General features: G+C 66.9%; 22 protein-coding genes and 1 tRNA gene. 13 read left to right on the top strand and 10 right to left on the bottom strand.

What is annotated here, in order from left to right; all coding sequences use genetic code 11:
- Positions 1-223 precede the first annotated feature (223 nt).
- On the top strand, positions 224-2,422 hold the full coding sequence (locus tag HBE63_RS14340) for a DPP IV N-terminal domain-containing protein (protein WP_166909799.1): 2,199 nt from the start codon (positions 224-226) through the stop codon (positions 2,420-2,422).
- Here HBE63_RS14340 and HBE63_RS14345 read toward each other — a convergent pair.
- A complete protein-coding gene (locus HBE63_RS14345; RefSeq protein ID WP_166905329.1) occupies positions 2,377-3,141 on the bottom strand; it encodes a MerR family transcriptional regulator in 765 nt (254 codons plus the stop codon). The two genes, HBE63_RS14340 and HBE63_RS14345, sit on opposite strands and share 46 nt — an antisense overlap.
- A gap of 62 nt (positions 3,142-3,203) precedes the next feature.
- On the opposite strand from HBE63_RS14345, the gene HBE63_RS14350 reads away from it, so the two are divergent.
- The 5 genes from HBE63_RS14350 to HBE63_RS14370 all read left to right on the top strand — a co-directional run bounded on the left by HBE63_RS14350 (position 3,204) and on the right by HBE63_RS14370 (position 8,075).
- Positions 3,204-3,881, top strand: coding sequence for a DUF3159 domain-containing protein (locus HBE63_RS14350; RefSeq protein ID WP_166905330.1), 678 nt, complete (start codon positions 3,204-3,206; stop codon positions 3,879-3,881).
- Positions 3,882-3,947: 66 nt separating this feature from the next.
- Complete coding sequence (locus tag HBE63_RS14355; RefSeq protein WP_166905331.1) at positions 3,948-4,820, top strand: carbohydrate ABC transporter permease; 873 nt, start codon at positions 3,948-3,950, stop codon at positions 4,818-4,820.
- Positions 4,807-5,619: a carbohydrate ABC transporter permease gene (locus HBE63_RS14360; RefSeq protein ID WP_166905332.1), complete on the top strand. Its 813-nt coding sequence runs from the start codon at positions 4,807-4,809 to the stop codon at positions 5,617-5,619. Before HBE63_RS14355 ends, HBE63_RS14360 begins: the two co-directional genes overlap by 14 nt.
- A 76-nt stretch (positions 5,620-5,695) precedes the next feature.
- Positions 5,696-7,021 carry a sugar ABC transporter substrate-binding protein gene (locus tag HBE63_RS14365; protein ID WP_166905333.1) on the top strand — a complete coding sequence of 442 codons (1,326 nt, stop codon included), beginning with the start codon at positions 5,696-5,698 and terminating at the stop codon, positions 7,019-7,021.
- Positions 7,022-7,136: 115 nt separating this feature from the next.
- Complete coding sequence (locus tag HBE63_RS14370) at positions 7,137-8,075, top strand: DUF4349 domain-containing protein (protein WP_166909801.1); 939 nt, start codon at positions 7,137-7,139, stop codon at positions 8,073-8,075.
- On the opposite strand, the gene HBE63_RS14375 is transcribed toward HBE63_RS14370, so the two are convergent.
- Positions 7,965-8,807 (bottom strand): energy-coupling factor transporter transmembrane protein EcfT, encoded by an 843-nt coding sequence (locus HBE63_RS14375; RefSeq protein WP_166905334.1) that lies wholly within the window; start codon positions 8,805-8,807, stop codon positions 7,965-7,967. The two genes, HBE63_RS14370 and HBE63_RS14375, sit on opposite strands and share 111 nt — an antisense overlap.
- Positions 8,804-10,849, bottom strand: a complete 2,046-nt coding sequence (locus tag HBE63_RS14380) for a DUF2232 domain-containing protein (RefSeq protein ID WP_166905335.1) — start codon at positions 10,847-10,849, stop codon at positions 8,804-8,806. The genes HBE63_RS14375 and HBE63_RS14380 overlap by 4 nt, the downstream gene beginning before the upstream one ends.
- A 106-nt stretch (positions 10,850-10,955) precedes the next feature.
- On the opposite strand from HBE63_RS14380, the gene HBE63_RS14385 reads away from it, so the two are divergent.
- From HBE63_RS14385 to HBE63_RS14395, 3 genes are read left to right on the top strand one after another with little or no spacing between them, the layout of a single operon-like run.
- Complete coding sequence (locus HBE63_RS14385) at positions 10,956-11,438, top strand: MarR family winged helix-turn-helix transcriptional regulator (protein ID WP_166905336.1); 483 nt, start codon at positions 10,956-10,958, stop codon at positions 11,436-11,438.
- A 13-nt stretch (positions 11,439-11,451) separates the two neighbouring features.
- Complete coding sequence (locus tag HBE63_RS14390) at positions 11,452-12,672, top strand: MFS transporter (RefSeq protein ID WP_166905337.1); 1,221 nt, start codon at positions 11,452-11,454, stop codon at positions 12,670-12,672.
- Between the two features lie 54 nt (positions 12,673-12,726).
- Complete coding sequence (locus tag HBE63_RS14395; protein WP_243858656.1) at positions 12,727-13,419, top strand: YoaK family protein; 693 nt, start codon at positions 12,727-12,729, stop codon at positions 13,417-13,419.
- Here HBE63_RS14395 and HBE63_RS14400 read toward each other — a convergent pair.
- Together HBE63_RS14400 and HBE63_RS14405 are read right to left on the bottom strand one after the other, a co-directional pair.
- Entirely contained in the window at positions 13,386-14,462 is a 1,077-nt protein-coding gene (locus HBE63_RS14400; protein WP_166905339.1) for an esterase-like activity of phytase family protein, read from the bottom strand. The two genes, HBE63_RS14395 and HBE63_RS14400, sit on opposite strands and share 34 nt — an antisense overlap.
- Positions 14,462-15,196 carry a VIT1/CCC1 transporter family protein gene (locus tag HBE63_RS14405; RefSeq protein ID WP_166905340.1) on the bottom strand — a complete coding sequence of 245 codons (735 nt, stop codon included), beginning with the start codon at positions 15,194-15,196 and terminating at the stop codon, positions 14,462-14,464. The genes HBE63_RS14400 and HBE63_RS14405 overlap by 1 nt, the downstream gene beginning before the upstream one ends.
- Before the next feature lie 96 nt (positions 15,197-15,292).
- Between HBE63_RS14405 and HBE63_RS14410 the strand changes: the two genes are divergently transcribed.
- The gene (locus HBE63_RS14410) at positions 15,293-17,215 is read left to right on the top strand and encodes an acyl-CoA dehydrogenase (RefSeq protein WP_166905341.1); all 1,923 of its coding nucleotides are present in this window, start codon (positions 15,293-15,295) and stop codon (positions 17,213-17,215) included.
- A gap of 6 nt (positions 17,216-17,221) precedes the next feature.
- Here HBE63_RS14410 and HBE63_RS14415 read toward each other — a convergent pair whose 3' ends face one another.
- Positions 17,222-17,713 carry an LppP/LprE family lipoprotein gene (locus HBE63_RS14415; RefSeq protein ID WP_166905342.1) on the bottom strand — a complete coding sequence of 164 codons (492 nt, stop codon included), beginning with the start codon at positions 17,711-17,713 and terminating at the stop codon, positions 17,222-17,224.
- Positions 17,714-17,861: 148 nt separating this feature from the next.
- On the opposite strand from HBE63_RS14415, the gene HBE63_RS14420 reads away from it, so the two are divergent.
- Positions 17,862-18,176 carry a hypothetical protein gene (locus HBE63_RS14420; RefSeq protein ID WP_166905343.1) on the top strand — a complete coding sequence of 105 codons (315 nt, stop codon included), beginning with the start codon at positions 17,862-17,864 and terminating at the stop codon, positions 18,174-18,176.
- Between the two features lie 23 nt (positions 18,177-18,199).
- Here the strand turns inward: HBE63_RS14420 and HBE63_RS14425 are convergent.
- Positions 18,200-18,272, bottom strand: a tRNA-Asn gene (locus tag HBE63_RS14425).
- A 159-nt stretch (positions 18,273-18,431) separates the two neighbouring features.
- On the opposite strand from HBE63_RS14425, the gene HBE63_RS14430 reads away from it, so the two are divergent.
- Positions 18,432-18,710, top strand: a complete 279-nt coding sequence (locus tag HBE63_RS14430; RefSeq protein WP_166905344.1) for a hypothetical protein — start codon at positions 18,432-18,434, stop codon at positions 18,708-18,710.
- A gap of 3 nt (positions 18,711-18,713) precedes the next feature.
- On the opposite strand, the gene HBE63_RS14435 is transcribed toward HBE63_RS14430, so the two are convergent.
- The 3 genes from HBE63_RS14435 to HBE63_RS14445 form a co-directional block, all read right to left on the bottom strand.
- Positions 18,714-19,010, bottom strand: a complete 297-nt coding sequence (locus HBE63_RS14435) for a hypothetical protein (protein ID WP_166905345.1) — start codon at positions 19,008-19,010, stop codon at positions 18,714-18,716.
- Between the two features lie 61 nt (positions 19,011-19,071).
- The gene (gene dnaG / locus HBE63_RS14440; RefSeq protein ID WP_166905346.1) at positions 19,072-20,982 is read right to left on the bottom strand and encodes a DNA primase; all 1,911 of its coding nucleotides are present in this window, start codon (positions 20,980-20,982) and stop codon (positions 19,072-19,074) included.
- A gap of 114 nt (positions 20,983-21,096) precedes the next feature.
- Positions 21,097-22,371: a deoxyguanosinetriphosphate triphosphohydrolase gene (locus tag HBE63_RS14445; protein ID WP_166905347.1), complete on the bottom strand. Its 1,275-nt coding sequence runs from the start codon at positions 22,369-22,371 to the stop codon at positions 21,097-21,099.
- A 59-nt stretch (positions 22,372-22,430) separates the two neighbouring features.
- Here HBE63_RS14445 and HBE63_RS14450 point away from each other — a divergent pair, with 59 nt between their 5' ends.
- Positions 22,431-24,467: a TPM domain-containing protein gene (locus tag HBE63_RS14450; protein ID WP_166905348.1), complete on the top strand. Its 2,037-nt coding sequence runs from the start codon at positions 22,431-22,433 to the stop codon at positions 24,465-24,467.
- Positions 24,468-24,472: the final 5 nt, after the last annotated feature.

Below are 24,472 nucleotides of genomic sequence, written 5' to 3' on the forward strand. Positions count from 1 at the left end.
GCTACAAGTGCGCACGCGGGACTTCGATTCCGCAGCAGTCAAGTGATGTACGTCATCTGAGCAAAGTGCTGTCATCGGGATTGCCGGGACGGATTCTGGCGTTGGTTAATGCCGCCAGGTCAATTGCGGGCTTGACCATGCCGCTACGTCCGGGTGTTGCACCGTGGTCGTGACCGCTGACGACACGACGCTGACCGATTCCGACTACGCCCGCGCCGAGCAGATGCTGGCCCCGTACCGGGCGCGCAAGGTGCCCGGTGGCGTGCTGCAACCGCAATGGCTGTCCGGCGGCACGCGGTTTTGGTACCTGATCGGAACTCGCTACGTCGTGGTGAATCCCGCCGACGGCAGCCGTCGCGCGGCATTCGACCACGACCGGTTGGCAGCCGCCCTGTCCGAAACGTCCGGCCACGCCGTCACCGGCGGCGACCTGTCGATCACCGGCGTGGAGATCCTCGACGACTACACCACGCGGTTCACCGCGTTCGACAAGCAGTGGGAATGGTCGGACGAGGCAGGCCTGACGGAGCGAGCTGACGCACGGCCGGTGCCCGGTGAGGTGCCGTCACCGGACGGTTCGTGGGTCGCGTTCTGCCGCGACGGCAACATCTGGGTCCGAACCCCCGACGGTGAGCAGGAGTTCGCACTCACCGACGACGCCGAGCCACAGTTCGACTACGGCAGCTTGCCCGAGACCACCGGAGCGCGGGCGCTCATGCGGGTCTTTGGTCTGCCACCTTTGACGATCTTCCACTGGTCGCCTGATTCCACGCGGATCCTGGTGCAGCGCATCGATCAACGCGACCTACCGGAATTGGTTCTGGTCGAGTCCTCACCTGCCGACGGTGGCCGCCCCGTGGAACACCGTACGCGCTACACGATGCCCGGCGAGGAGGCCGTGGCGACGATGACGTGGAACGTCCTCGATGTGAACGAGCGCAAGGTGATTCGGCAGCTGGACGATCCGTTCGTGATCATGCACAACACGGCGTTGGTGTATGCCTGGTGGACTGGAAAGACGGGTGAGGCGGTGCATTTCCTGCGCCACTCCCGCGACGCCCGCACCCTCGAGCTGCGTCGCCTCGACCCGGCGACGGGCGCAACGACGACTTTGATCAGCGAAACGGGCGAGACGCGCATCGACCCCGCCGTGCAACTCGGCGACCCGCAGATGGTGCGCGTCCTGGAGTCCGGCGAGATCGTGTGGTGGTCGCAGCGCGATGGTTGGGGACACCTCTACCTCTACTCGGCCGACAGACAGCAGGTCACCCGTATCACCAAGGGGCAGTGGCTCGTCCGCTCGCTGTTGTGGGTTGACGAGGACTGCAGGCAGGTATACTTTCTGGCCGGCGGTCTCAACGATGACGACCCGTACCTCCGGCAGATCTGTCGGATCGATCTCGATGGTTCCGGATTCACCCGACTCACCGACGACGACCTCGACCACGATGCCCTCAGCCCGTCCGAGGGTGGCTACGTCGTCGACCGCGCGTCCTCATCGAGCCGGCCGGCACGATCGGTGGTGGTCGACGGCAACGGGCAGGAACTGGTCGAACTCGAGTCGCCGGGCACCGAGGAGCTGGAAGCTCTCGGTTGGAGCCCGCCGGAACGATTCTGCGTCACGGCCGCCGACGGGAAGACGCCGATCTACGGTCTGCTCTGGCGCCCACACGGATTCGACCCGCAGAAGCGGTATCCGATCGTCGAGCACATCTACCCGGGTCCGCAGATCTACCGGGCCGGACCGTCGTTCGACCCGCCGCACCAGGGCGAGCCGGAGGCCTTCGCCGCACTGGGATTTGCGGTGGTCGCAGTCGACGGGCGCGGTAGTGCCGGGCGCGGCAAGGCCTTTCACGATCACTCCTATGGCGATCTCGGCAACGCCGGCGCTCTGGACGACCACGTCGCCGCGATCCGCGAATTGGGGCACCGGTATGCGTGGCTGGACACCAGCCGCGTCGGGATCACCGGCCAGTCCGCCGGTGCGTACGCCGCCGCCCGCGCGGTGCTGGTGTATCCCGACTTCTATCACGTAGCGGTCGCGACGTCAGGCAACCACGACAACGCCGTGAACCTGGCGATGTGGGTCGAGCATTACCACGGTGACGTCAGCGCCGAGAGCATGCAGGCGATCTCCAACTCCGCGTTGGCCGCCAACTTGACGGGCAAGCTGCTCCTCATCCACGGGGAGCTCGACGACAATGCGCACCCGTACATGACCTTGCGGTTAGCCGACGCACTCATCAAGGAAGACAAGGACTTCGACCTGATCATGATCCCCGGGGCCGAACATGCCCTGATCGGTCGCCAGCATTACTTTCTCCGACGCACCTGGGATTACTTCGTACGACATTTGCACGGCACCGAGCCACCGAGCTACCGACTCTCACCGCCGCCGCTGCCCGCTGCCTTCTCGGACTGAGAACGCAGGATCTCCCCCGCCCGGCGCAGCACGTCGAGCTGCGCCGGGTTGTACAAGTCGGCCATCGCGCCGCTGATCGTCTTGTCCGCGAAGCGTTTCCCTCGCGGAGCGTCCGATCGGGACTGCGCAATCCCGGGATGAGCCTGGTTCACCGCCCGGATGTAGGGCGCAAGCCGTTGCGCGAGATCTTTCCTCGTTGCCTCATCGGCGTCGGCCGGCAGATTGTCGAACTCAGCCGACGCGGGGTCGTCGGGTGCATCCCTCATCATCTCGGCGTAGACCTGCATCCCGCGAGGCCCCAGAACCCGGCTCAGCACGACGACAAGGGAGCGATCGGCGTCACTCATCTTGGCCACCGCGGCCGGCGGAACGAAGTCGTGCGGCAGGTCCGTCGGCGCCGCGTGCTCCAGCAGCACCGCGAGCTCGTCGCGGGCGCGCTGCAGCCGTTCGATCGTCGTGGCGAGTTCGGCGTCGAGCTCTTGTAAGGCCTGTTCGGGGTGGTCGTCCGAATCACCCATCGTGGCGATCTGCGGGAGCGAAAACCCGAGCTCGGTCAGCCTTTTGATGCGCACCAACTTCACCAGATGTGCCACGCCGTACTGCTTGTAACCGTTGGAGCGACGCTGGGGCTCGGGCAACAGGCCGACGGCGTGATAATGCCGCACGGCGCGCAGGCTGGTGCCCGCAAGTTCGGCGATTTCACGCGTACTCCACGCCATGATCCCCTACTCTGCCACGGCTGGATTGACTATGCCGTTACGTCCGAGTGTGCGATGGAGGCATGGCCAGACTTGAGCAGCGGACCCCGGCGATCCTCGAGCGTATGGGCGGCGTGGCCGGGCTGGTGTATGCCAGCGTGCCCACGTTCACCTACGTGATCGTCAACGCGATCGCGGGATTGAACGCGGCGGTCGTGGTCTCTGTCGGCGCCAGTATCGGCCTGATCGTCCTCAGAATCCTGCGAAACGAGCCCGTTCAACCGGCCGTGTCCGGACTGCTCGGTGTCGTCATCGCCGGGTTGATCGCGTATTACACCGGCTCTGCCGAAAACTATTTCCTGCCGGGAATCTGGATCAGCCTGGCCATGGCCGCGACATTCACCGTCTCCCTCGTCGTGCGGCGTCCCTTGGTCGGCGTGCTGTGGAATCTGATACGCAGCAGCGGGCCAAATCCGAAGTGGCGGGCCGACAAGGTCCTGCTGCGCGCGTTCGACGTGGCGACTCTGGTGTTCGTCGTCGTGTTCGCTGCGAGATTCATTGTCCAGCAGTGGCTTTACGACGGTGGATTCACCGGCTGGTTGGCGGTCGCGCGGATCGCGATGGGCTACCCGTTGCTCGGTGCGGCGGTGCTGGCGACGTACTGGGCGATCCGCCGCGCGAACTGGCGACTCTCACAACCCGGGAACTGCTCCGGTGATGCGCCACCTCCTGATGTCAAATGCCACCGATTTCCGTCGTGATGATCCGGTAGTCCTCGTTACCGACCACCGTGGCGCCGGAAATCCCCGATCCGCTTTAATGACTCGATGGCCACCTCGCGTGTCCGCACGACCGCACTGGGGTACGCGCTTGTCGCCCCCAGCCTGTTCGGCGTCGTCACCTTCCTGTTGCTACCCATGCTGGTGGTGCTGTGGTTGAGCCTGCAGCGGTGGGATCTGCTGGGCCCGATCGAGTATGTAGGGCTGGACAATTGGACGTCGGTGCTCACCGATTCGTCGTTCGCCACCTCACTGGGGGTGACGCTGCTGTTCGTGCTGCTGGTGGTGCCGACGCAGACCGTGCTGGGCCTGATCGCCGCGTCGCTACTGGCCCGGGGATTGCCGGGAACCGGATTCTTCCGCACCGTGTACGTGCTTCCGTGGATCTGTGCGCCGCTGGCCATCGCGGTGTTGTGGAAATGGATCCTGGCCCCCACCGACGGGGCGCTCAGCACCGTGCTGGGCCGGCCGGTGGAGTGGCTCACCGACCCGGGACTGGCGCTGCCGGTGGTGTCTGCAGTGGTGGTGTGGACCAATGTCGGCTACGTGACGCTGTTCTTCCTGGCCGGCATCCTCAATATCCCCGCTGATGTGCACAATGCCGCCCGCACCGACGGCGCGACGGACTGGCAGAGGTTCCGTCACATCACCCTGCCGATGCTGCGCCCGACGATGTTCTTCGTGCTGGTCACCGGAATCGTCAGCGCCGCACAGGTATTCGATACAGTGTATGCGCTGACGGCAGGCGGGCCGCAGGGCCACACCGATCTGGTGGCCCACCGCATCTATGCCGAGGCATTCGGCGCGGCCGCCGTAGGCCGGGCCTCGGTGATGGCCATCGTGCTGTTCGTCATCCTCGTCGGTATCACGCTGCTCCAGCACGTCTACTTCCGCCGCAGGATCAGCTATGACCTCACGTAACGCAGTGATCTACGTGGGCCTTCTGCTCGGCGCGGCGATCACGCTGCTGCCCTTCGGACTCGGATTGCTCACCTCCTTCACCTCCGCCGAGCAGTTCGCCACCGATCCCCCGCTGTCGCTGCCCAAACCTCCGACGCCTGAGAACTACCTCGGGCTGTCCGACGCGGGCTTCGGTCGCGCCATCGTGGTGACCGCACTGATGACGGCGGTCATCCTGCTGGGCCAACTGGTGTTCTCGGTTCTGGCCGCCTATGCCTTTGCCCGGCTGCGGTTTCCCGGCCGCGATGCCCTGTTCTGGGTCTACATCGCGACACTGATGGTGCCAGCGACGGTGACCGTGGTGCCGCTGTATCTGATGATGGCCGAGGCGGGATTGCGGAATACCTTCTGGGCGCTGGTGCTGCCGTTCATGTTCGGCTCGCCGTACGCGATCTTCCTTTTGCGTGAGTACTTTCGGTCCATCCCGGGCGATCTGATCAACGCGGCCCGCCTCGACGGCGCCCACACCCTCGATGTGATCACGCACGTGGTGGTGCCGGCCAGCCGCCCGATCCTGGTGACCCTGGCATTGATCACCGTGGTGAGCCAGTGGAACAACTTCCTGTGGCCGTTGGTGATCACCAGCGGCAGCAAGTGGCAGGTGCTGACGGTCGCAACGGCCGGCCTGCAGACGCAGTACAACGCGCAGTGGACGCTGGTCATGGCCGCCACCACGGTGGCGATCGTCCCGCTGATCGTGCTGTTCGTCGCGTTCTCGCGCAACATCGTCCGCTCGATCGTCGTGACGGGAATCAAATGATCACCGAAATCGACACCAGGGCTGTGAATCCACCGTCGCAACGACCCTCACGTCGATCTCGCGACAGGAAGCGGGCATGAGGCGCTCGACGATGACCGCGATCGGCCTGACACTGACCATGGTCGTCCTGCTGGTCGCCGCCGTGCTGCTGGGCCGCACCACCGAACCCGGGGGCCGCACCGTGGTGACCCTGCGTCTGTGGGACTCGCAGGTGGCGGCCGCCTACCGGGAGTCCTTCGCCGAGTTCACCAGGGAGCACCCCGATATCGAGGTGCGGGTCAACACCGTCGCCTACTCGTCCTACTTCGACAGCCTGCGCACCGATGTGGCAGGCGGCAGCGCCGATGACATCTTCTGGCTGTCCAACGCCTACCTGGCCGGATATGCCGACAACGGCCGGTTGCTGGACATCGGGCGGACCTTGGGCGCCGACGCCGCTCGGGCCTGGGAGCCTTCGGTGGTCAACCAGTTCACCCGCAACGATGCTCTGTGGGCGGTTCCCCAGCTGACCGACGCCGGTATCGCGGTGTACTTCAACGCCGACCTGCTCGACGCCGCCGGCGTGGACCTCGCCGAGCTGACCACGATGCGGTGGTCGAACGGACCCGACGACACACTGCGGTCGCTGGCGGCGAGGCTCACCGTCGACGAGCAGGGCCGCCCGGCCGGCACCGAGGGTTTCGACGCGGGCCGGATCCGGCAGTGGGGCTACAACGCCGCCAATGATCTGCAGGGCATCTACCTCAACTACATCGGCTCGGCGGGTGGCATCTTCAACATCGGAGACCGTTTCGCCTTCGACAACCCTCAGGCCGTCGAGGCCTTCACCTATCTGGTCCGGATGATCAACGACGATCACGTCGCCCCGCCCGCCTCGGCCACCAACGACAACGGGGACTTCTCCCGCAACACCTTCCTGCAAGGCCGGATGGCGCTGTTCCAGTCCGGCACCTACAACTTGGCCGCGGTTGCGAACCAGGCCCGGTTCCGGTGGGGCGTGGCAATGCTTCCCGCCGGCCCCAAGGGCCGAGTCAGCGTGACCAATGGCATTGCTGCAGCGGCCAACTCGGCCACCCACCATCCTGCCGCGGTGCGCCAGGTGCTGAACTGGATGGGCAGCAAGCGCGGCAACGAATACCTGGGCGCAGGCGGTGCCGCCATCCCGGCCGTGCTGGCAGCCCAGCCCGTCTACCACGACTACTGGAAGGAGCGCGGCGTTGATGTCAGCCCGTTCTTCCGGGTGCTGCGGGGGCCGCGGATCCCGGCGCCGGGCGCGGCCGGCTTTCCGGCCGGATATCAGGCCCTCAAGCCATATTTCGACGAGATGTTCCTGGGCCGTCGCGATGTCGAGAAGTCACTGGCCGACGCTCAGTGGGCGGCCAACACCGCCGCAGCGCGCTGACCACCGGCCGCGATCAGCCTCTGGCCTGGAGTACATCGCCTACATTGGGCTGATGCCCAAGCACACCAGTGCATCCCGCCACCGCCGCTTGACGGTGGCATTGTTTGCCGTGGCCATGCTGGCCGCCGCTCCGGCCTGCGCGGCCGGGCACTCCCCCAACTCTTCGGCACCGGCAGCCACTCAGAGTGACGCCGGGTTCGCCCCGGCAGCACCGGTTCCGGCGCCGGAAAGTGGCCCGGGCCTCAAGGAGGCCCCGATACCCGCTGACGTCAAGCGGGACATCGTCAAGACCGCATCGATGTCGATCACCACCGGCAACCCGGCGGCGGTAGCCGACAAGGCCGTATCCCTGGCCGCCGATGCCGGTGGCCGGGTGGACAGCCGCTCCGAGGACGCCGGTTCCAGCTCCGGGCGCGCTCACATCTCACTGGCGCTACGCGTCCCGGCCGCCAAACTCGAGGGCACACTCGACGAGTTCAAGAAACTCGGCACGGTACAGACCGTCGAGGTCCGCTCTGACGATGTGACCTCACAGCGAGTCGATCTCGACGCCCGGATCAAGGCATTGCAGACCTCGGTCGACCGGCTGCTCGGGATCATGCGCGATGCCAAGGACCCCGAGGCGTTGATCAGTGCCGAGAACGCCTTATCGCAGCGCCAGGCCGACCTCGACAGCCTGCGTGCACAGCGCACCCAGCTCGGCGACCAGATCGACTACAGCACCGTCAATCTCGACATCACGGCCGAGCAGGTCGGTGGCCCCGCCCCGCAGTATCAGGGGTTCTGGGGCCAGGTCGAGCGCGGCTGGCACGGCTTGGTGTCAGCGGCGTCCGGGTTCGTGATGTTGTTCGGGCTGCTGCTGCCGTGGCTGGCGGCCTTCGTCGTCGCGGCCGTGATCGTCTACGTGGTCATCCGGCTGACCAGGTCGCGGCCCGGGCAGCTGTCACCGCCGCGGCAGGCTGGTCGGCAGGACGGTGAGCTCCAGAGCAAGGGCAGTGCCGCAGACCAGGACGAGGATGGTGAAGGCGATCCAGTCGCGCGCCCTGGGCCGTGACGGTGCCGCCGAAATCTGGCCCGCACCACCGCGTGCGGTGATGGCGTCGCCCATCTCGTCGCCGCGGCGCAGCGCCACGGTGACGGCTGCGGCGAGCAGATCGACCAGATTGGCCACCCGTTGTCTGCGCCGCGCCCGGAACGTCTCGGCCGGTTCGACCGGGCGCAGCCGGTGTGCCGCGTACAACGTGCGGAACTCGTCGATCAGCATCGGAAAAGCCCTCAGCGCCAACGCAATCGTCACCGCCCAGTCGTGCACGGGGATGCGCAGCAACCGCAGCGGACGGCCCAAGGTGGCCACCGCCGGGGCAATGTCGGCGACGTTCGTCGTCCAGGACACGAGCGCGCCGAGCCCGAGCAACACGATCGCCAGCGCGGTGACCCGCAGGAAGTTGAGCAGCCCGCCCAGACCGACCTGAACCGAGCCGATATCGATCACCGGGGTACCACCGGCCAGCGCGGCGAGCGCCCCGCCGAGCGCCAGCAGGATCCACAAGAAGAACGGGATCGACGGCAGCACGCCACGCGGAATGTGCGCCAGCCTGGCGGTCACCAGAACCAGCAGCGCGACGGCGGCGATCGGCACCCATCCGGGATAGAAGGTCAGCAGCACGCCGATGCCCGCCACGGCGAGCAGCTTCGTGCCGGCCCACAGCCGGTGGATGACGGTGTCGCCGGGGACCGGGCGCAACAGCACGACCGGTTTGCGTTGTCCTCGGGTCGGAGCGGTCATCGAGAACCCCCGGCGGTCGTCGGGGCAAGTGCGAGTTCACCGTGGTGCAGGTGCAGCGTGCGTGGGCAGAGGCCTTCCAGTCCGGTGAAGTCATGCGAGATGACGACGACCGTGAGCCCGTTGTTGTGCCGCAGATCCTCCAGCAACCGCAGCAGTCCCCGTTGGCTGGCGGCATCGAGTCCGGCCAGTGGCTCGTCGAGGATCAGCGCGCGTGGCGACCGGGCCAACAACCCGGCCAGCACGACACGACGCATCTGACCGCCCGAGAGCTGGTCGATGCGGCGCTCGGCCAGTGCCGCATCCAAACCGACCATCTCCAGTGCGCCCGCGATCTTGTCGTCCTCACGCGCCGAGAAACCTGCGGCCGAAGCGATTTCGCGCCCGACGGTGCTGCGCATCAACTGCAGGCGGGCGGCCTGGAACGAGATCGCCACCGAGCCCACCTGCTGCGCCACCGGCACCCCGTCGAGCAGGCATGCGCCGTAGGTGGGGACGGTCAGCCCGGCCATGATCCAGGCCAGGGTTGATTTGCCGGAACCGTTCAGGCCGTGCACCAGCACTCCGTCACCCTCGTTGACGGTGAACGTAATGTCACGCAAAGCCGTTTTCGCCCAAGGGGTTCCGCTGGCGTATTCGTGTCCGACGCCGGTCAGCTCCAGAACCGGTGCACCGCGATGGGCCGCAGGTGCGCCAGCCACGGGAACGGCGGAAGTCTGCACCATGTCGGTGTTGTCGGCGGTGCCGCTGAGCATCACCGTACGGTCGGCGGAATCGGCCTCGTCGTTGTAGTGCGTGATGTGCACCAGCGACATCTGATGATGATCGGTCAGCCCGGACAAAACGTTCATCAAGGTGTCGCGGCCCTGTTGGTCCACCATGCTGGTGACCTCGTCGGCGATCAGCAGCGAGGGTTCGCGGGCCAGCGCCGCGGCGACAGCGAGTCGCTGCAGTTCGCCACCGGACAATCCTCCGGTGTCGCGTTCGGCCAACCCGTCCAGGCCCACTTCGGTCAGGAGCCGCTCAACGTCGGCGGTCGCGCCGGCGGGCAGTCCCCACACCACGTCGTCGGCCACCCGGCTGCCCAACACTTGGCTTTCCGGGTGCTGCATCACCACTGCGGTGCCGCCGATGCGACCCAGCCCCACGGCACCGGCCCGCTCGATGCTGCCCGAGGTGGGTTGGCGTCCGGCCAGCATCAGCATGAGCGTGGTCTTGCCCGAGCCGTTCGGTCCGGTCACCGCGACATGCTCGCCGGGCTGGAATTCCATGGACACCGGGCCCAGTGCGTCGCGCCCGACCCCCGGGTACCGGAACCGCACGTCGGTCAGCCGCGCCGGAACGGGGGCGATGAGTGCTGTGTCGTCCCCGTTGTCGATTTCGGAGGCATCGAGTTTGTGTACATCCGGAACCCCTAGCAGTCGAGCCAGGATCCGCGAGAGCGCCCACCAGCCGATCATGCTGACCGAGGTGATGCTGGTGATGCCAAGGAACAACATCAGCAGCGGCCAGTAGTCCAGCATCGTGGCGAAGATGGTCCGCATCGGTTCGGCGGCCACGTCGAGCACCGGGATGCGGTCCAGCACCTTGGCGATCCCTTCGATGCCCGCGCTCAGCGAGTCGAAGATGAGGCTGCGCAGCCGGGTCAGCACGGTCAGCGCAGCGATGGCCGCCAGTCCGAATATCGCCCCGGCCACGATCGAGGCGCCGAATGCCGTGGCGGTACCGCGGCCACGACGCTTGACCACGCCGGTCAGTCCGCCGATGTAGGCGCAGTCGACGACGGTCATCAGTCCGCCCATGCCGGCGATCAGGAAGGCGATCGTTCCCGCGGCGACGGTGGCCGCGAGCAGCACCCGCAACCGGTAGCGGTACGCGAGCAGGCCCATCGGCACCGTTCCCAGCACCGACAGCCCGCCCGCGAACGGCACCACCACCGCGATGATCGCGGTGGCCGCACACAGCGCAGCCATCACCGCGGCCTGCGCAAGCTCGCCTGGGGTGAGGCCGCGCCGAGGCGTCGTCGCCGGGGGTATCGCGGTCATCGTTCGATTCTGCCAGCCGCGCTCGCCGCCGTCGGCTGCCCGTTGTGTGAGCGAGAGCACGCCTGGCGGGTAGACTACATAGTGAATCTATGTAAACATGGTGGGTATGCCGACCCCGACCGCCGAGGATGTCACGGTAACCGACAAATCCGAGCTTGGCGCCGACCTGCTGTCGGTCGTCGCCCGGTTGAACCGACTGGCCACCCAACGCGCCCGACTACCGCTCCCCTGGGCCCAGGCCCGGTTGCTGTCCACCATCGAGGACCAGGGCGAGGCCCGCATCTCCGACCTCGCCTACCTCGACCACTGCTCGCAGCCGACCATGACCACCCAGGTTCGCCGCCTGGAAGACGCCGGCCTGGTGACCCGCACCACCGATCCCGGTGATGCCCGCGCCGTGCTGATCCGGATCACCGAGCAGGGCCGGGAGACCCTGGAGCAGGCGAGGGCGGACCGCGCCGCGGCGATCAACCCGAGGCTGGAACGGCTCACTGCCGAGGAGCGCCGAACACTGGCAGCCTCTGTCGGCATCATCCGCCGGTTGCTCACCGACGTCGACGAGCGTCCGTCTCACACGAAAACTAGTTAGGAGTTACCGCCCTATGTGGCGCCAACCCAAGGCCGTATGGGCCGTCGCTTTCGCCTCCGTCGTCGCCTTCATGGGTATCGGACTGGTCGATCCCATCCTCAAACCGATCGCCGACAACCTCGACGCCTCGCCGTCGCAGGTGTCCCTGCTGTTCACCAGCTACATGGCGGTGATGGGCGTGGCGATGCTGATCACCGGTGTGGTGTCCAGCCGCATCGGCCCCAAGCGCACGCTGCTGTTGGGCCTGGTGATCATCATCGCCGGCGCCGGTCTGGCCGGGATGAGCGAGAACGTGATGCAGATCGTGGGGTGGCGCGCACTGTGGGGCCTGGGTAACGCCCTGTTCATCGCGACCGCGCTGGCCACCATCGTCAACTCCGCCAAAGGCTCTGTGGCACAAGCCATCATCCTCTATGAGGCGGCACTGGGCCTGGGCATCGCGATCGGCCCACTGGTCGGCGGCGTACTCGGCTCGATCTCCTGGCGCGGCCCGTTCTTCGGCGTCTCGGCGCTGATGGCCTTCGCCCTGGTGATCACCGCATTCCTCCTACCGGCCACCCCACGCGCCGAACGGGCCACCACGCTGGCCGACCCGTTCCGGGCGCTGCGCCACCGGGGGCTGTTGGGCGTCGCGATCACCGCACTGCTCTACAACTTCGGCTTCTTCACCCTGCTGGCGTTCACGCCCTTCCCACTGGACATGACCGCCCATCAGATCGGGCTGATCTTCTTCGGCTGGGGCCTGGCGTTGGCGTTCACCTCAGTCGTGGTCGCACCACGACTGCAACACCGTTTCGGCACCGTGCGCGTGCTGATCCTGAACCTGCTCGCCTTCACCACGGTGCTGGCCGTGATGGGGGTCTGGACGGATTCCAAGACCGTCCTGGCCTCGTGTGTCGTGATCGCCGGCCTGTTCATCGGGATCAACAACACGCTGATCACGGAGACCGTGATGAAGGCCGCCCCCGTCGAACGCGGTGTGGCCTCGGCGGCCTACAGCTTCCTGCGCTTCGGCGGGGCTGCCGTCGCACCGTGGCTGGCCGGGGTGCTCGGCGAGCAGGTCAGCGTGCACCTGCCGTACTGGGTGGGCGCGGGCGCCGTACTGGCCGGTGCCGGCGTGCTGTTCCTGACGCGCTCATACCTAGTTCACATCGACGAGGAAGACACAGCGGAAACCGAAATCGACGAGCTCACCGACGAGGCGACAGCGGTCACCGTGGGTTCCGACACCTGACGCCAAGGGTGATTCCCGCCCGGAGCAGCAGCAAGGCTCCCCACAATGGGTGACATGTCGCAACAGTTCGACGGCGAGGCCCGATTGTCGTGGATTCTGGCCGGCCTCGCCGGTGTACTGGGGGCGGCGGCGTTCACCCATTCCGCGGGGTACTTCGTCACCTTCATGACCGGCAACACCGAGCGGGCTTTCCTCGGGCTGTTTCAGGGCGAGGAGTGGCTGGCGATTGGCGCGGCGCTGCTGATTGCCGCCTTTGTCGGTGGAGTCGTGATCGCATCCCTGTGCCGCCGCCACCTGTGGGTCAATCATCCTCACGGCGCGACCGTGTTGACCACGCTTGCGCTCATCGTGTCCACCGTGGTGGACATGATCGCGCGAGGCTGGACAGCTCGCGATGTCCCTTTCGTTCCAATCCTGTTCGTGGCCTTTGGTATCGGCGCGCTGAATACGTCGTTCGTGAAAGACGGCGAGGTGTCGATCCCCTTGAGTTACGTGACCGGAACGCTGGTGAAGATGGGCCAGGGCATCGAACGCCACCTGAGCGGCGGCCAGCTGAGCGACTGGCTGGGGTATTTCCTGCTGTGGGCCGGATTCGCCGGCGGCGCGGTCATCGGTGGCCTTGTCAGCGTGGTGGTCAGCGGATCGCAGATGCTGCTGGTGGCCACCCTGGTCTGTGCGATCACCGCGAGCTGGCTCTGGCGCATCGGCCGCCCTCAGAAAGCGAACAGCAGGAACTGCGTCACCTGAGTGGGCGAGAAATTATCGTCGCTGACGGCGATCACCGATTGCCGACCGTCGGCCAGCTTGGGCCCCAAGGTGATTCCCTCGATGTTGTCCAGCGGTGCCAGCCCGGGCGTGGAGGTCAGGTCGGCGAGCAGTGTCTTGGTCATCTCGGTGGAACCATCGACCAGACTTGCCCGGTAGATCCGCACCGCCACATGTGTGCCGAAGCCGCGCTCGATCACCAGAAAGTTCTTGTCGTCGAGCGCCACCAGATCAGACAGACCGTTGTCCCCGCCGGGCCCGGCACTGACCGGTTCCAGCGGGTAGGTGTACTGGCCGTCGACCTCCCCGGACTCCACGTCGATGCGGATCACGCGGGTCCGTGCACCGTGCTGCTCGTCAGGTGGTGGGCCGTCGTCGTATCCGGGTCCTTCCATGGCCGCCCACAGATACCGTCCGTCCGGCGTCAACGTGAGCCCCTCCAGCGTGCTGTTACGGCGGGCGCCGTGTTCACCGGCCGACATCCGCATGGCATCCGGTCGCGCGAACTCGCCGAGGAAGCTGCCGTCGAGCCCGGCAGTCCGCACCCACGGGTCCAGCAGGATCGGCGCGCCCGGTCCCTCGACCCGCCGCTCCCCCTCGCTGGTCCAGTACAACCGTTGTCTGCGGGCATCGAAGGCGATGGCCTCGGGATCCGGAGGGACCACCGATGGCGCCGCCGCGCCGTCCGACGTGCCGGAGTCCAACGGGCGGAACGCTTGTGCGTCGCGGTCCAGCCACGGATGGGTGCCGATGAACTCGACATCACCGATGCCGTTGTCCGACATCGTGATCCGTGCGGTGTAGAACCGTGCCGGGCCCTCGGCGGAGCGGTCGTCGCTGACGATGTAATACAAATCGGCGGCCGGGTCGTAACTGATCCCCGACAATCCCCCGATCACGGTGCCGTCCAGGGTCGCGCCCGAAGCTACCTGGCGCTGACCGAGGTAGTCCAAGCCGGGCGTGGCATGCGCCGGCCCACACGCCGACAGTGCCAGGGCACCGGCCAACAGGATCCGGCGCAGCATCAGGTGATGACGGCGCCAACGAGAATGCCGACGGCATAGGTGGCCGCGATCGCGATGACGCCGAACACCAACTGCCGCACTCCAGCGATGGCCACCGGTTTACGGGTGAACCTGGCCGCCACCCCACCGGCGATCAACAGGCCGACTCCACCGCAGGCCAGCCCGGCCCACAACGATTCGAAGCCCAGCAGGTACGGGATCAGCGGGACGATCGCACCGATCGCGAACAGCACAAAGGACGAAGCTCCGGCCACCCACGGTGACGGCTTCTCCCGCGGGTCCACTCCCAGCTCCTGCACGAGATGGAAGTTCACCGCCCGATTCTCGTCCCGGTGGATTTCCCCGCTGGCCTTCGCCGCAGTTTCGGGCGTCATCCCCATTTCCTGGAGCATGGCCACGAGTTCGGCCTGCTCGGCCTCCGGGTTCTTGCGGAACGACCGACGCTCGACATTGACTTCGGAATCGACCTGCTCGTTGGCGGTGGTCACCGAGGTGTATTCGCCCAGCGCCATCGAGAAGGCGCCGGCCAGCAGGCCGGCCACGCCGCTGAGCACAACAGTCTGCGCCGAAGAGCTTGCCCCGACACCCGCGATCAACGCCGTGTTGCTGACGAGACCGTCCATCGCACCGAAGGTCGCCGCGCGCAGCCAGCCTCCGGTCACATCGGCATGCCGGTGATAGCTCACGTGCGGCAAGCCGGTGGGAGACAGCGACTTACCTACCGACTCCGGCATGGCGCCAGTCTTGCGCGGCAGGGTCGAGCTTGTCCAGGAAGGCTTGCCTTCGCTCCAACGCACCCACCCTGACGGCCGAACGCGTTACCGTCGGGTATGACCTCCACTGCCGAGCATCTGCGAAACACGCTGGACGGTCGCTGGCGCGACGTCAAGAACGCCATGCGGACCACGTTGTCGGACGAGATCTTCCGGCCGCATTACACCCCCAACACCGCCATCGCCCGGGCCAAAGTGGCCGAGCAACTCAAGATCATGGCGGCCGCGGGGGCAGCCGAGGACGGCTTCCGGAAGGAGCACGGCGGCAACGGCGACGTCGGCGCGGCCATCACCCAGATCGAGATGCTGGCCATGAGCGACCTGTCGCTGATGGTGAAGGCCGGGGTGCAATGGGGCCTGTTCGGCGGCGCCATCGAGAATCTCGGCACCGAGCGCCACCACAAGGCCTACGTGCAGCGGCTCATCGACCTGGACCTGCTCGGCTGTTTCGCGATGACCGAGACCGGTCACGGCAGCGATGTGCAGTCCCTGGAGACCACCGCGACCTACGACGCGGCGACCCAGGAATTCGTGATTCACTCCCCCACCCCCACCGCGCGCAAGGACTACATCGGCGGGGCCGCCGAGACTGCCAGGGTTGCAGCGGTTTTCGCACAACTCATCACGCCGGACGGCGAAGGGCACGGGGTGCACTGCTTGGTGGTGCCGATCCGTGACGACATGGGCAACGACATGCCCGGCGTGACGACGTCGGACTGCCACTACAAGGGCGGCCTGCCCGGCGTCGACAACGGACGCATCGTGTTCGACCACGTGCGTGTCCCGCGGGAGAACCTGCTCAACCGCTACGCCGACGTCGCTGCCGACGGCACCTACAGCTCACCGATCGAGAACCCGGGCCGGCGGTTCTTCACGATGCTGGGCACGCTGATCCGCGGTCGGGTCACTGTCGCGGGCAGCGCGGCGGCCGCGGCGCGCGTCGCACTCGACATCGCCACTCGATATGCATTGGAACGCAGGCAGTTCGAGGCCCCGAAGAGCACCGAGGAAGTCCTGATCATGGACTACCTGGTGCATCAGCGCCGGCTGCTGCCGCTGATCGCCAAGTCCTACGCGCTGCAGTTCGCCCAGAACGAACTGGTGGCCAAATGCCATGAGCTGCAGATCTCCGACAATCCCGATGCGGAGGAGCAGCGCGAGCTGGAGGCCCGCGCGGCCGGCTTGAAGGCTGCCAACACCTGGCATGCCAGCCGCGCCATCCAGGAATCCCGCGAAGCGTGCGGTGGTGCAGGCTATCTCGCCGAGAACCGGCTGATCGCCCTGCGCGCCGACACCGACGTGTTCACCACGTTCGAGGGCGACAACCACGTGCTGACCCAACTGGTGGCCAAGGAACTGCTCACCGCCTACGCCGACGACATCAAAGGCATGAGCCCGGTCGAATGGGTCCGGTTCGCGGCCAACTATGCCGGCGAGCGGGTCCTGAAACGCACTGCCGCAGAGACCATCATCCAGACCGTCCTGGACACCCGCCAGGACAACGAGGAGGAAGGCAGCCTGTTCAACCGCGGCACCCAGGTCAAGATGTTCGAGGACCGCGAGGAGTACATCCTGGCCTCAGTGGCGCGGCGGCTGCAGGGCAAGGCCAAGGAGATGTCGGCCTTCGACGCGTTCAACTCCGTACAGGACCACGTGCTGCATGCCGCACAGGCACACATCGACCGGGTGATCCTGGAGGCGTTCGTCGCGGGCATCGATGCCTGCGAGGACGACACGGCCCGCGAGCTCCTCGATGACGTCTGCGATCTGTACGCGCTGTCGGTGATCGAGGGCGACAAGGCCTGGTTCATCGAGCACCGCTACCTGTCCACCGAACGTGCCAAGGCCGTGACACGCGGGATCAACGAACGCTGCCGCTTGCTGCGCCCGCACGTCGAGACCCTCGTCGACGGGTTCGGCATCCCCGAGCAGTTGCGCTATGCGGCGATGCTCGACCCCGCCGAGTTGGTCAACGGCTGAGACGTATCAGGGTTTCGGAACCGGGTCGACGGCAACCAGCTTGCCGTCGTCCCCGATCCGGAACCGCACGGTGGCGATACCGGTCGGCGCGGTGGGCGAATCATGGCCCTGCTGCCACTGGTAGTTCACCACCACGGTGTCATCGGCGTTGGTGACCACGTTGATGTAGGGCCGGGGTTCCGGGGTGGCCGGGCCGATCGGGGTCTGCCGGTCGAAGAACAGCAGCTGACCGGCGCTGTTGGGCTCGGGGTTGGACTGGCCCACCTGCACCCAGTACAGCCGGCAGTTGGTGGTGTGCCCGGTGCCGATCTGGGTCCACTCCTTACCCGCTGCGGGTGCCGGGAGTTTCGCGATCTGATCCGCGACGATGTCAGCGCCGGGACCGTCCGACGGTGCGCAGGTGTCGGGTTTCGGAGGCGGCGCGGATGACGGTTTCCAGCCGCAACCAACCGCGAGGAGACCGACGAAGGCGACGATGGCGATCAGCCGTGGGTACACACCCCGAGGGTAGCGAATCAAACCGGCTCAGCGAGTGGGCTGACGACGGCGCGTCGATAGGTGACACTGTTTGCGATCGACTCGCGATCCTTCTGGCGATTCGACGGCGGATCACCGCTCACGACCACTTACCCCAAAGGAGACACCGATGGCTTGGTTCCTCGCCATGGAAGGCCCCGCCAACAAGGCCGTCCTGTACCAACTGCAGGAATCAGTCAACGTCCAACAAATCGCCGAGGAGATGGCCAGCGCGGCCACCCTCGATCGCGCGGTACCCGTCCCGGCCGTGCTGGCGAACAACAGGCAACAGGTGACGGTGTATGTGCGGCCGGCGGCTTGGGGCGTGTGGACGTTCTATCAACTGTCCGATGAGGAGCGGAATGCCCTCGCGTCGGCGTCCAATCCATTGGTGGAGGCGCTTACCCAGGCGGCGCGTCAGGCGCAGGCCCGGCCCCAGTCCTGAGGACTGGGATTGGAGAAAACTTGCTCCCCCGATTGGACTCGAACCAATAACCGCCCGATTAACAGTCGGGAGCTCTGCCAATTGAGCTACAGGGGACTACCTTCCGCGGAAGCTCCGCGGCCGAGCGTTGACTCTAGCGCACGGACCGCCGCTGCCGCCAATGCGCTCCCGGACGGGCGCGTCGGGGCGACGGTGAGGCAGGATGGAGTACACGCATCTGCAGCCTGGGAGGCCCGTCGCTTTGGGAGGAATTCTGTGATCCGCTATGCCGCCGTGATCGCCGTCGGCTACGTGCTGGGCGCCAAGGCCGGGCGACGCCGCTATGAGCAGATCGCCAGCACATACCGCGCGGTGACCGCCAATCCGGCAACCAAGGCGGTGATCGACGCCGGACGGCGCAAGATCGCCAAGCAGGTGTCGCCGGATCCGCAGTTCCTCACGTTGACCCCCATAGATGCAGAAACGTCGGTGCTCGCCACGAAGGAGAGCACCGACGGTTCGGCGAACCATAGCGCCAAAAAGTCCAGCTGGTAGCGGTTAGCCGATCCCCTGGTTGATCGAGGTTCCGGGCAGCAGCGGACCGGTGACGAATCCTCCATTGCCGCCGGTGCCGACCCACGGTGTTCCGATGTTGGCGGGCATGCCATTGGAGTGGGACAGGCACTTGCCGTCCTCTTTGTTGCCGAACCAGGCCAGGCAGGCGGGCTGCGCCGTGACCTCGGACCCCGGGTTGGACGCTGTGACGAACGCCGGGGCGGCCGATGCGGCCCCCGTGGCCAGCGCAAATGCACCCACTGCGACGAACCGCCGCGTCCGCGTGCTGAACAATGTCACCAGGTGTGCCTCTCTCGCCTGAAGGTGCCCGACTGCCGTCACCCTATCGCGATGTGGGTGATCACGCAGTCAGGTCGTCGCCGCTGGCCTGTTCGAGCAGGCTGCGCCGGTAGGACTCCATGGCCACCAGGTCACCGAACAGGGCGTGATATTCGTCTCCCTGCTCCACCGGTGACATGCGTTGCAGCTTGGACTTCACCTCGGCGATCTGGCGGCCCACCCAGACTTCTTGCAGGCGGGCCAGGACGCTGCTGATGTAGCGCGGCAGGTGTTCGTCGTCCTCGACGTTGATGGCCTCGACGCCCAGTTCGTTGACCAGGCTGGCCGCTGCTGGGGATGTGGTCTGCTCGCGGACCGCCTCGATCCACTGGGCTCCGGATTTGCCCGATGCTGTGCCGCCGGCCGCCTCGATCGCCGAACGCACCGCGGCGTAACCGGGGTGCGTGAAGCTCTCGACGGTCAGCGAGTCGAACACCGGCCCGGCGATCACCGGATACTGCAGACCGGCCTTGAGCGCCTCGCGTTGCGGCCACAGCGTCGGATCGGTCGGATTGGGTCGGCCGATGTGTTCCGGGACTGGGGTCTGCCTGGGTCTTGCCTGTTGCCGCGCTGGCTGACGCCGCGAATCCTTGCGGCCGCCACTGGCTTCCTCCCGCACTCGGCCGATCACCTGTGCGACGTTGTCCCAGCCGACCCAGCCGGCCAGTTGCCTGGCGTACTCGTCGCGCAGCGTCTGGTCCTTGATCCGGGCCGCGATCGGCACGCAGCGCCGCAGCGCCGCCACCCGACCCTCCGCGCTGTCCAGGTCGTGCTCGGCCAGTGCGCTGCGAATCACGAACTCGAACAACGGAGTTCGCCGTGCCACCAGGTCGCGCACCGCACCGTCGCCGGAGCGAAGTCGCAGATCGCACGGGTCCATTCCGTCGGGAGCCACCGCCACGAACGACTGACCGGACAGGTTCTGCTCGCCCTCGAAGGCTTTCACCGCGGCAGCCTGGCCGGCGGCATCGCCGTCGAACACGTAGATCAACTCGCCCCGGAAGAAGTTGTCGTCCATCATCAGCCGGCGCAGCATCGACAGGTGCTGCTCGCCGAACGCAGTGCCGCACGATGCCACCGCGGTGGTCACCCCGGCCATGTGCATGGACATCACATCGGTGTAGCCCTCGACGACGACGGCCTGATGCCCCTTGGCGATGTCACGTTTGGCGCGGTCCAGCCCGAACAGCACCTGCGACTTCTTGTACAGCACCGTCTCGGGGGTGTTGACGTACTTGGCCTGGTTCTGGTCGTCGTCGAACAACCGGCGTGCGCCGAAGCCGATGGTCTCGCCCGAGGACACCCGGATCGGCCACAACAGTCTGCGATGGAACCGGTCCATCGGGCCACGTTTGCCCTCGCGGCTCAGCCCGGCGGCCTCCAGCTCTTTGAACTCGAAACCCTTGCGCAGCAAGTGTTTTGTCAGCGTGTCCCACCCCGACGGCGCGAAACCGCACCCGAACTGGGCGGCCGCGGCGGCGTCGAAGTTCCGCTCGGTCAGGTACTTGCGCGCTTCGGCGGCCTCGTCGGACTGCAGTTGCTCGGCGTAGAACTCCTGGGCTGCGGCGTTGGCGGCCAGCAACCGGCTGCGGCTGCCCCGGTCCCGCTGCACATTGGTGGTCGACGAGCCGGTGTAGGTGACGGTGTAGCCGACCCGGTCGGCCAGCAACTCGACCGCTTCGACGAAGCTGACGTGCTCGATCTTCTGGATGAAGGCGTAGACGTCGCCGCCCTCGCCGCAGCCGAAGCAGTGGAAGTGACCGTGATTCGGCCGCACATGGAACGACGGCGACTTCTCGTCGTGGAACGGGCACAAACCCTTCATCGAGTCGGCCCCGGCGCGCCTCAACTGGACGTAGTCACCGACGACATCCTCGATGCGGACCTTTTCACGGATGGCCGCGATATCGCGATCTGAAATCCGGCCGGCCACCGGCATAGTCTATGCGTGCGCGGAGGTCGCGTTGAACGGGTTTGCCTGTGGACAGCCGCACCCACGACGTACTGAAGGCGATCGTCGAGAAGATCGGCTGATCCAGCCGTCCGCTCAGCCCAACGGCCGGGGTGAGCGCGCCTCGTGTACCCGTTCCAGCCGGCTCTCGGTGTAGGACGCGATCTGATCGACCACCACGCGCAATCGGGCGCCGTCGTCGGCGGCCAGGTCGAATTCGGGCGCGAACTGCGGGTCCAGGCTGCCCGGGGCCTGCGCCCACAGCGCCAGTGCCACCTCGTGGACGAGCGTGCGCTGATCGGCCTGGATCTGCAGGTGCCGGTGGTCGGACATGATGAACTGCAACGCCAGCATCTTGAGCAGCACCACCTCGGCGCGCACCAGCGGCGGGACGGTCAGCTCGGCATCAAAACGACGCAGCGGTCCCGCCCCGGCGACGGCCCGGGTCTGCGTGATCGCCGCATTGGCGAACCTCCCGACCAGTTCACTGGTCAACGTCTTCAGTGCGACCGAGGAAGCCAGAGTTCCGTCGTACTTCCCTACCGCGGCCACCACCGGCACGTGCGACAGTCGCTCGGCGGCGGCCAGCAGATCGTCGTGGGTGACGGTGGAAAAGTTCTTGGCGCCCAGGTCCGCCAGCGAGGAAGCGGCATCGGGATCGCCGAGCACCCGCAGGTCGATGCGTCCGGAGATCACCCCGTCCTCGACGTCGTGCACCGAGTAGGCGACGTCGTCGGCCCAGTCCATCACCTGGGCCTCCAGGCAGGGCCGCTCGGCAGGCGCGCCGGCACGCACCCATTCGGCGGCCGCGGCGTCGTCGTCGTAGAAGCCGTATTTCCTACGGGTGCCGAAGCTGGGCCACGGATATTTCGCCACCGCGTCCAGCGCAGCCCGCGTCAGGTTGAGCCCAGCCGAACACCCGTCGGCGTCAAGGACTTTGGGCTCCAACCGGGTGAGGATCCGGAAGTTCTGGGCATTGCCCTCGAACCCGCCGAACGGTTTCGCGATCTCGTCGAGCGCACGCTCGCCGTTGTGCCCGTAGGGCGGGTGCCCGATGTCGTGGGCCAGGCCGGCCAGGTCCACCAGGTCGGGATCGCAGCCCAGCCCGATCGCCATACCGCGGCCGATCTGCGCGACCTCGAGTGAGTGGGTCAGCCGGGTACGCGGGGTGTCGCCATGGCGAGGACCGACCACCTGGGTCTTGTCGGCCAGCCGCCGTAGCGCCGCACTGTGCAGGACGCGGGCCCGATCACGGGCGAAGTCGGTGCGGTGCTCGGTGTCGGTCCCGGGCAGCGCGGCACCCTTGGCCGACTCGACCACCAGACGTTGCCGGTCGAAGTCGTCATAGGCGGCCTGCGTATCCCCGTTCACCGACGCACAGTCTGCCAGGAACCGACGCGTCAACCCCGCAGCGCACTAGATTGACGGTCATGCGTATCGCCCGTCTGCTGTCCATGCTGCTCGCGATCCTGATGACCGGCCTGCTGGTTGCCCCCAGCGCCGCCGCCGAGCCGCCGTTGCGGTTGGCCACCCAACTCACCGACAACGCCGGGGTGTTGTCGGCCGCTCAGCGCGCCAGTGTGGAGCGTGCCCTCGACCAGCTCTACGACACCAAACGTATTCAGCTGTGGGTGGTTTTCGTCGAGGACTTCTCCGGTCAGAACCAGTCGGGCTGGGCGCAAAGCACGATTCAACTCAGCGATCTCGGTGACGACGACGCACTGCTGGCGGTCGCCACCAACGCGCGCGCGTATGCGTTCCAGGTGCCGAACACGGTCCCCGGCGGTAATGCCCGCGCCGACGACATTCGGCGCAACAGTGTTGAACCGGCCCTGCGTCGCGAGGACTGGGCCGGTGCCGCGATCGCCGCCGCGAACGGCCTGAAGGCCAACCCTCCCGCCGCGCCGGCGGGAGCGGGGATCTCGTGGCCGGGCATGCTGATCGCCCTTGGCGTGATCCTGGTGCTGGCCGGGTTGCTGTGGTGGTGGTCGCGCCGGCGCCGGGCCAAGCGCCGCCACGCCGAGTTCGAGGCCGCCAAGCGAGTTGATCCGACCGACGCCAACGCGTTGGCGTCGGTGCCGCTGGAGGCGCTCGATGAGCTGTCCCGCTCGATCGTGGTCGACGTCGACAATGCCGTCCGAACCAGTGACGCTGAGCTGGAACTGGCCATCGAGGAGTTCGGCGCCAAACGCACCGAACCGTTCAGCGCGGCGCTGGAGAATGCGAAAAAGGCTCTGGCCCAAGCATTCAACGTGCGCCAGACGCTCGACGACGATGCACCGGAGACCCCGCTGCAGCAGCGTCAGCTGCTGACTCAGGTGGTGGTGTCGGCGGCCAGAGCCGACCGCGAACTGGACGCCCAGAGCCAGGCCTTCGAGCAGCTGCGCGATCTGGTGATCAACGCCCCGACCCGGCTCGACGCCATGACCCAGCAGATGGTCGACCTGACCGCTCGCCTCGAACCGTCCGGTCAGACACTGGGCAACCTGCACACCCAATTCGACGCCACCGCACTGAGTTCGGTGTCGACCAATGTGGACACCGCCAGGGAACGCCTGGCCTTCGCCGACCGCAACATCACCACGGCCCGCAACCTGGTATCGCGGCCGGCCACCGACCAGACCGCGTTGGTGGACGCGGTGCGCTCGGCCGAGTCCTCCCTCGATCAGACCCGGACCCTGCTCGACGCCGTGGACAGCGCGGCCTCCGACATCAACCGGGCCCTGGCCGGTCTGCCCGCAGCGATCACCGATATTCAGGCCGGTATCGACCAGGCGAATTCGCTTCTGGGGCAATCCGGTACGCCGCAGGCCGACAAGCTGAGTGCGGCCCGTGACGCGGCGAAGAAGGCTGCCGACGACGCTACGGCCAACGGCAAGGCCGACCCGCTGGGCACGTTCACCCGGCTGACCAAGGCCGACGCCGAACTCGATCAGCTACTGGCCGGCGTGCACGAACAACAGGAAGCCGCCGAGCGGCTGGCCCGCGCGCTGGAGCAGGCGCTGTTCACCGCCCAGTCACGGATAAAGGCGGTGTCGGACTTCATCGAGACCCGGCGCGGCAGCATCGGACCGGAGGCCCGCACCCGACTGGCCGAAGCGCAACGGCAACTTCAGGCCGCCGAAGCCAAGCGTGCCGTGAATCCCAATGAGGCGGTGGCGCATGCCAACGGGGCGTCGACGCTGGCCGCACAGGCGCAGGGCCTGGCCAACGATGACGTGCGCGCCGCGCAGCGGTCCTACACCTCGCAGTACGGCGGGGGCGGCGGCTCCGACATGGGTGCCGTGCTCGGCGGCATCCTCATCGGCAACATCCTGCGCGGCGGGGGCGGCGGTTTCGGAGGTGGCTTCGGCGGAGGTTACGGAGGCGGCTTCGGCGGGGGCCGCGGCATGGGCCGCCCGACGTCCTACGGCGGGTCGTCACATTCGTCGGGCCGCAGCTACAGCGGTGGCGGCGGCCGGTTCTGATCGCG

The sequence above is a fragment of the Mycobacterium sp. DL440 genome, assembly GCF_011745145.1.
GTDB lineage: Bacteria > Actinomycetota > Actinomycetes > Mycobacteriales > Mycobacteriaceae > Mycobacterium.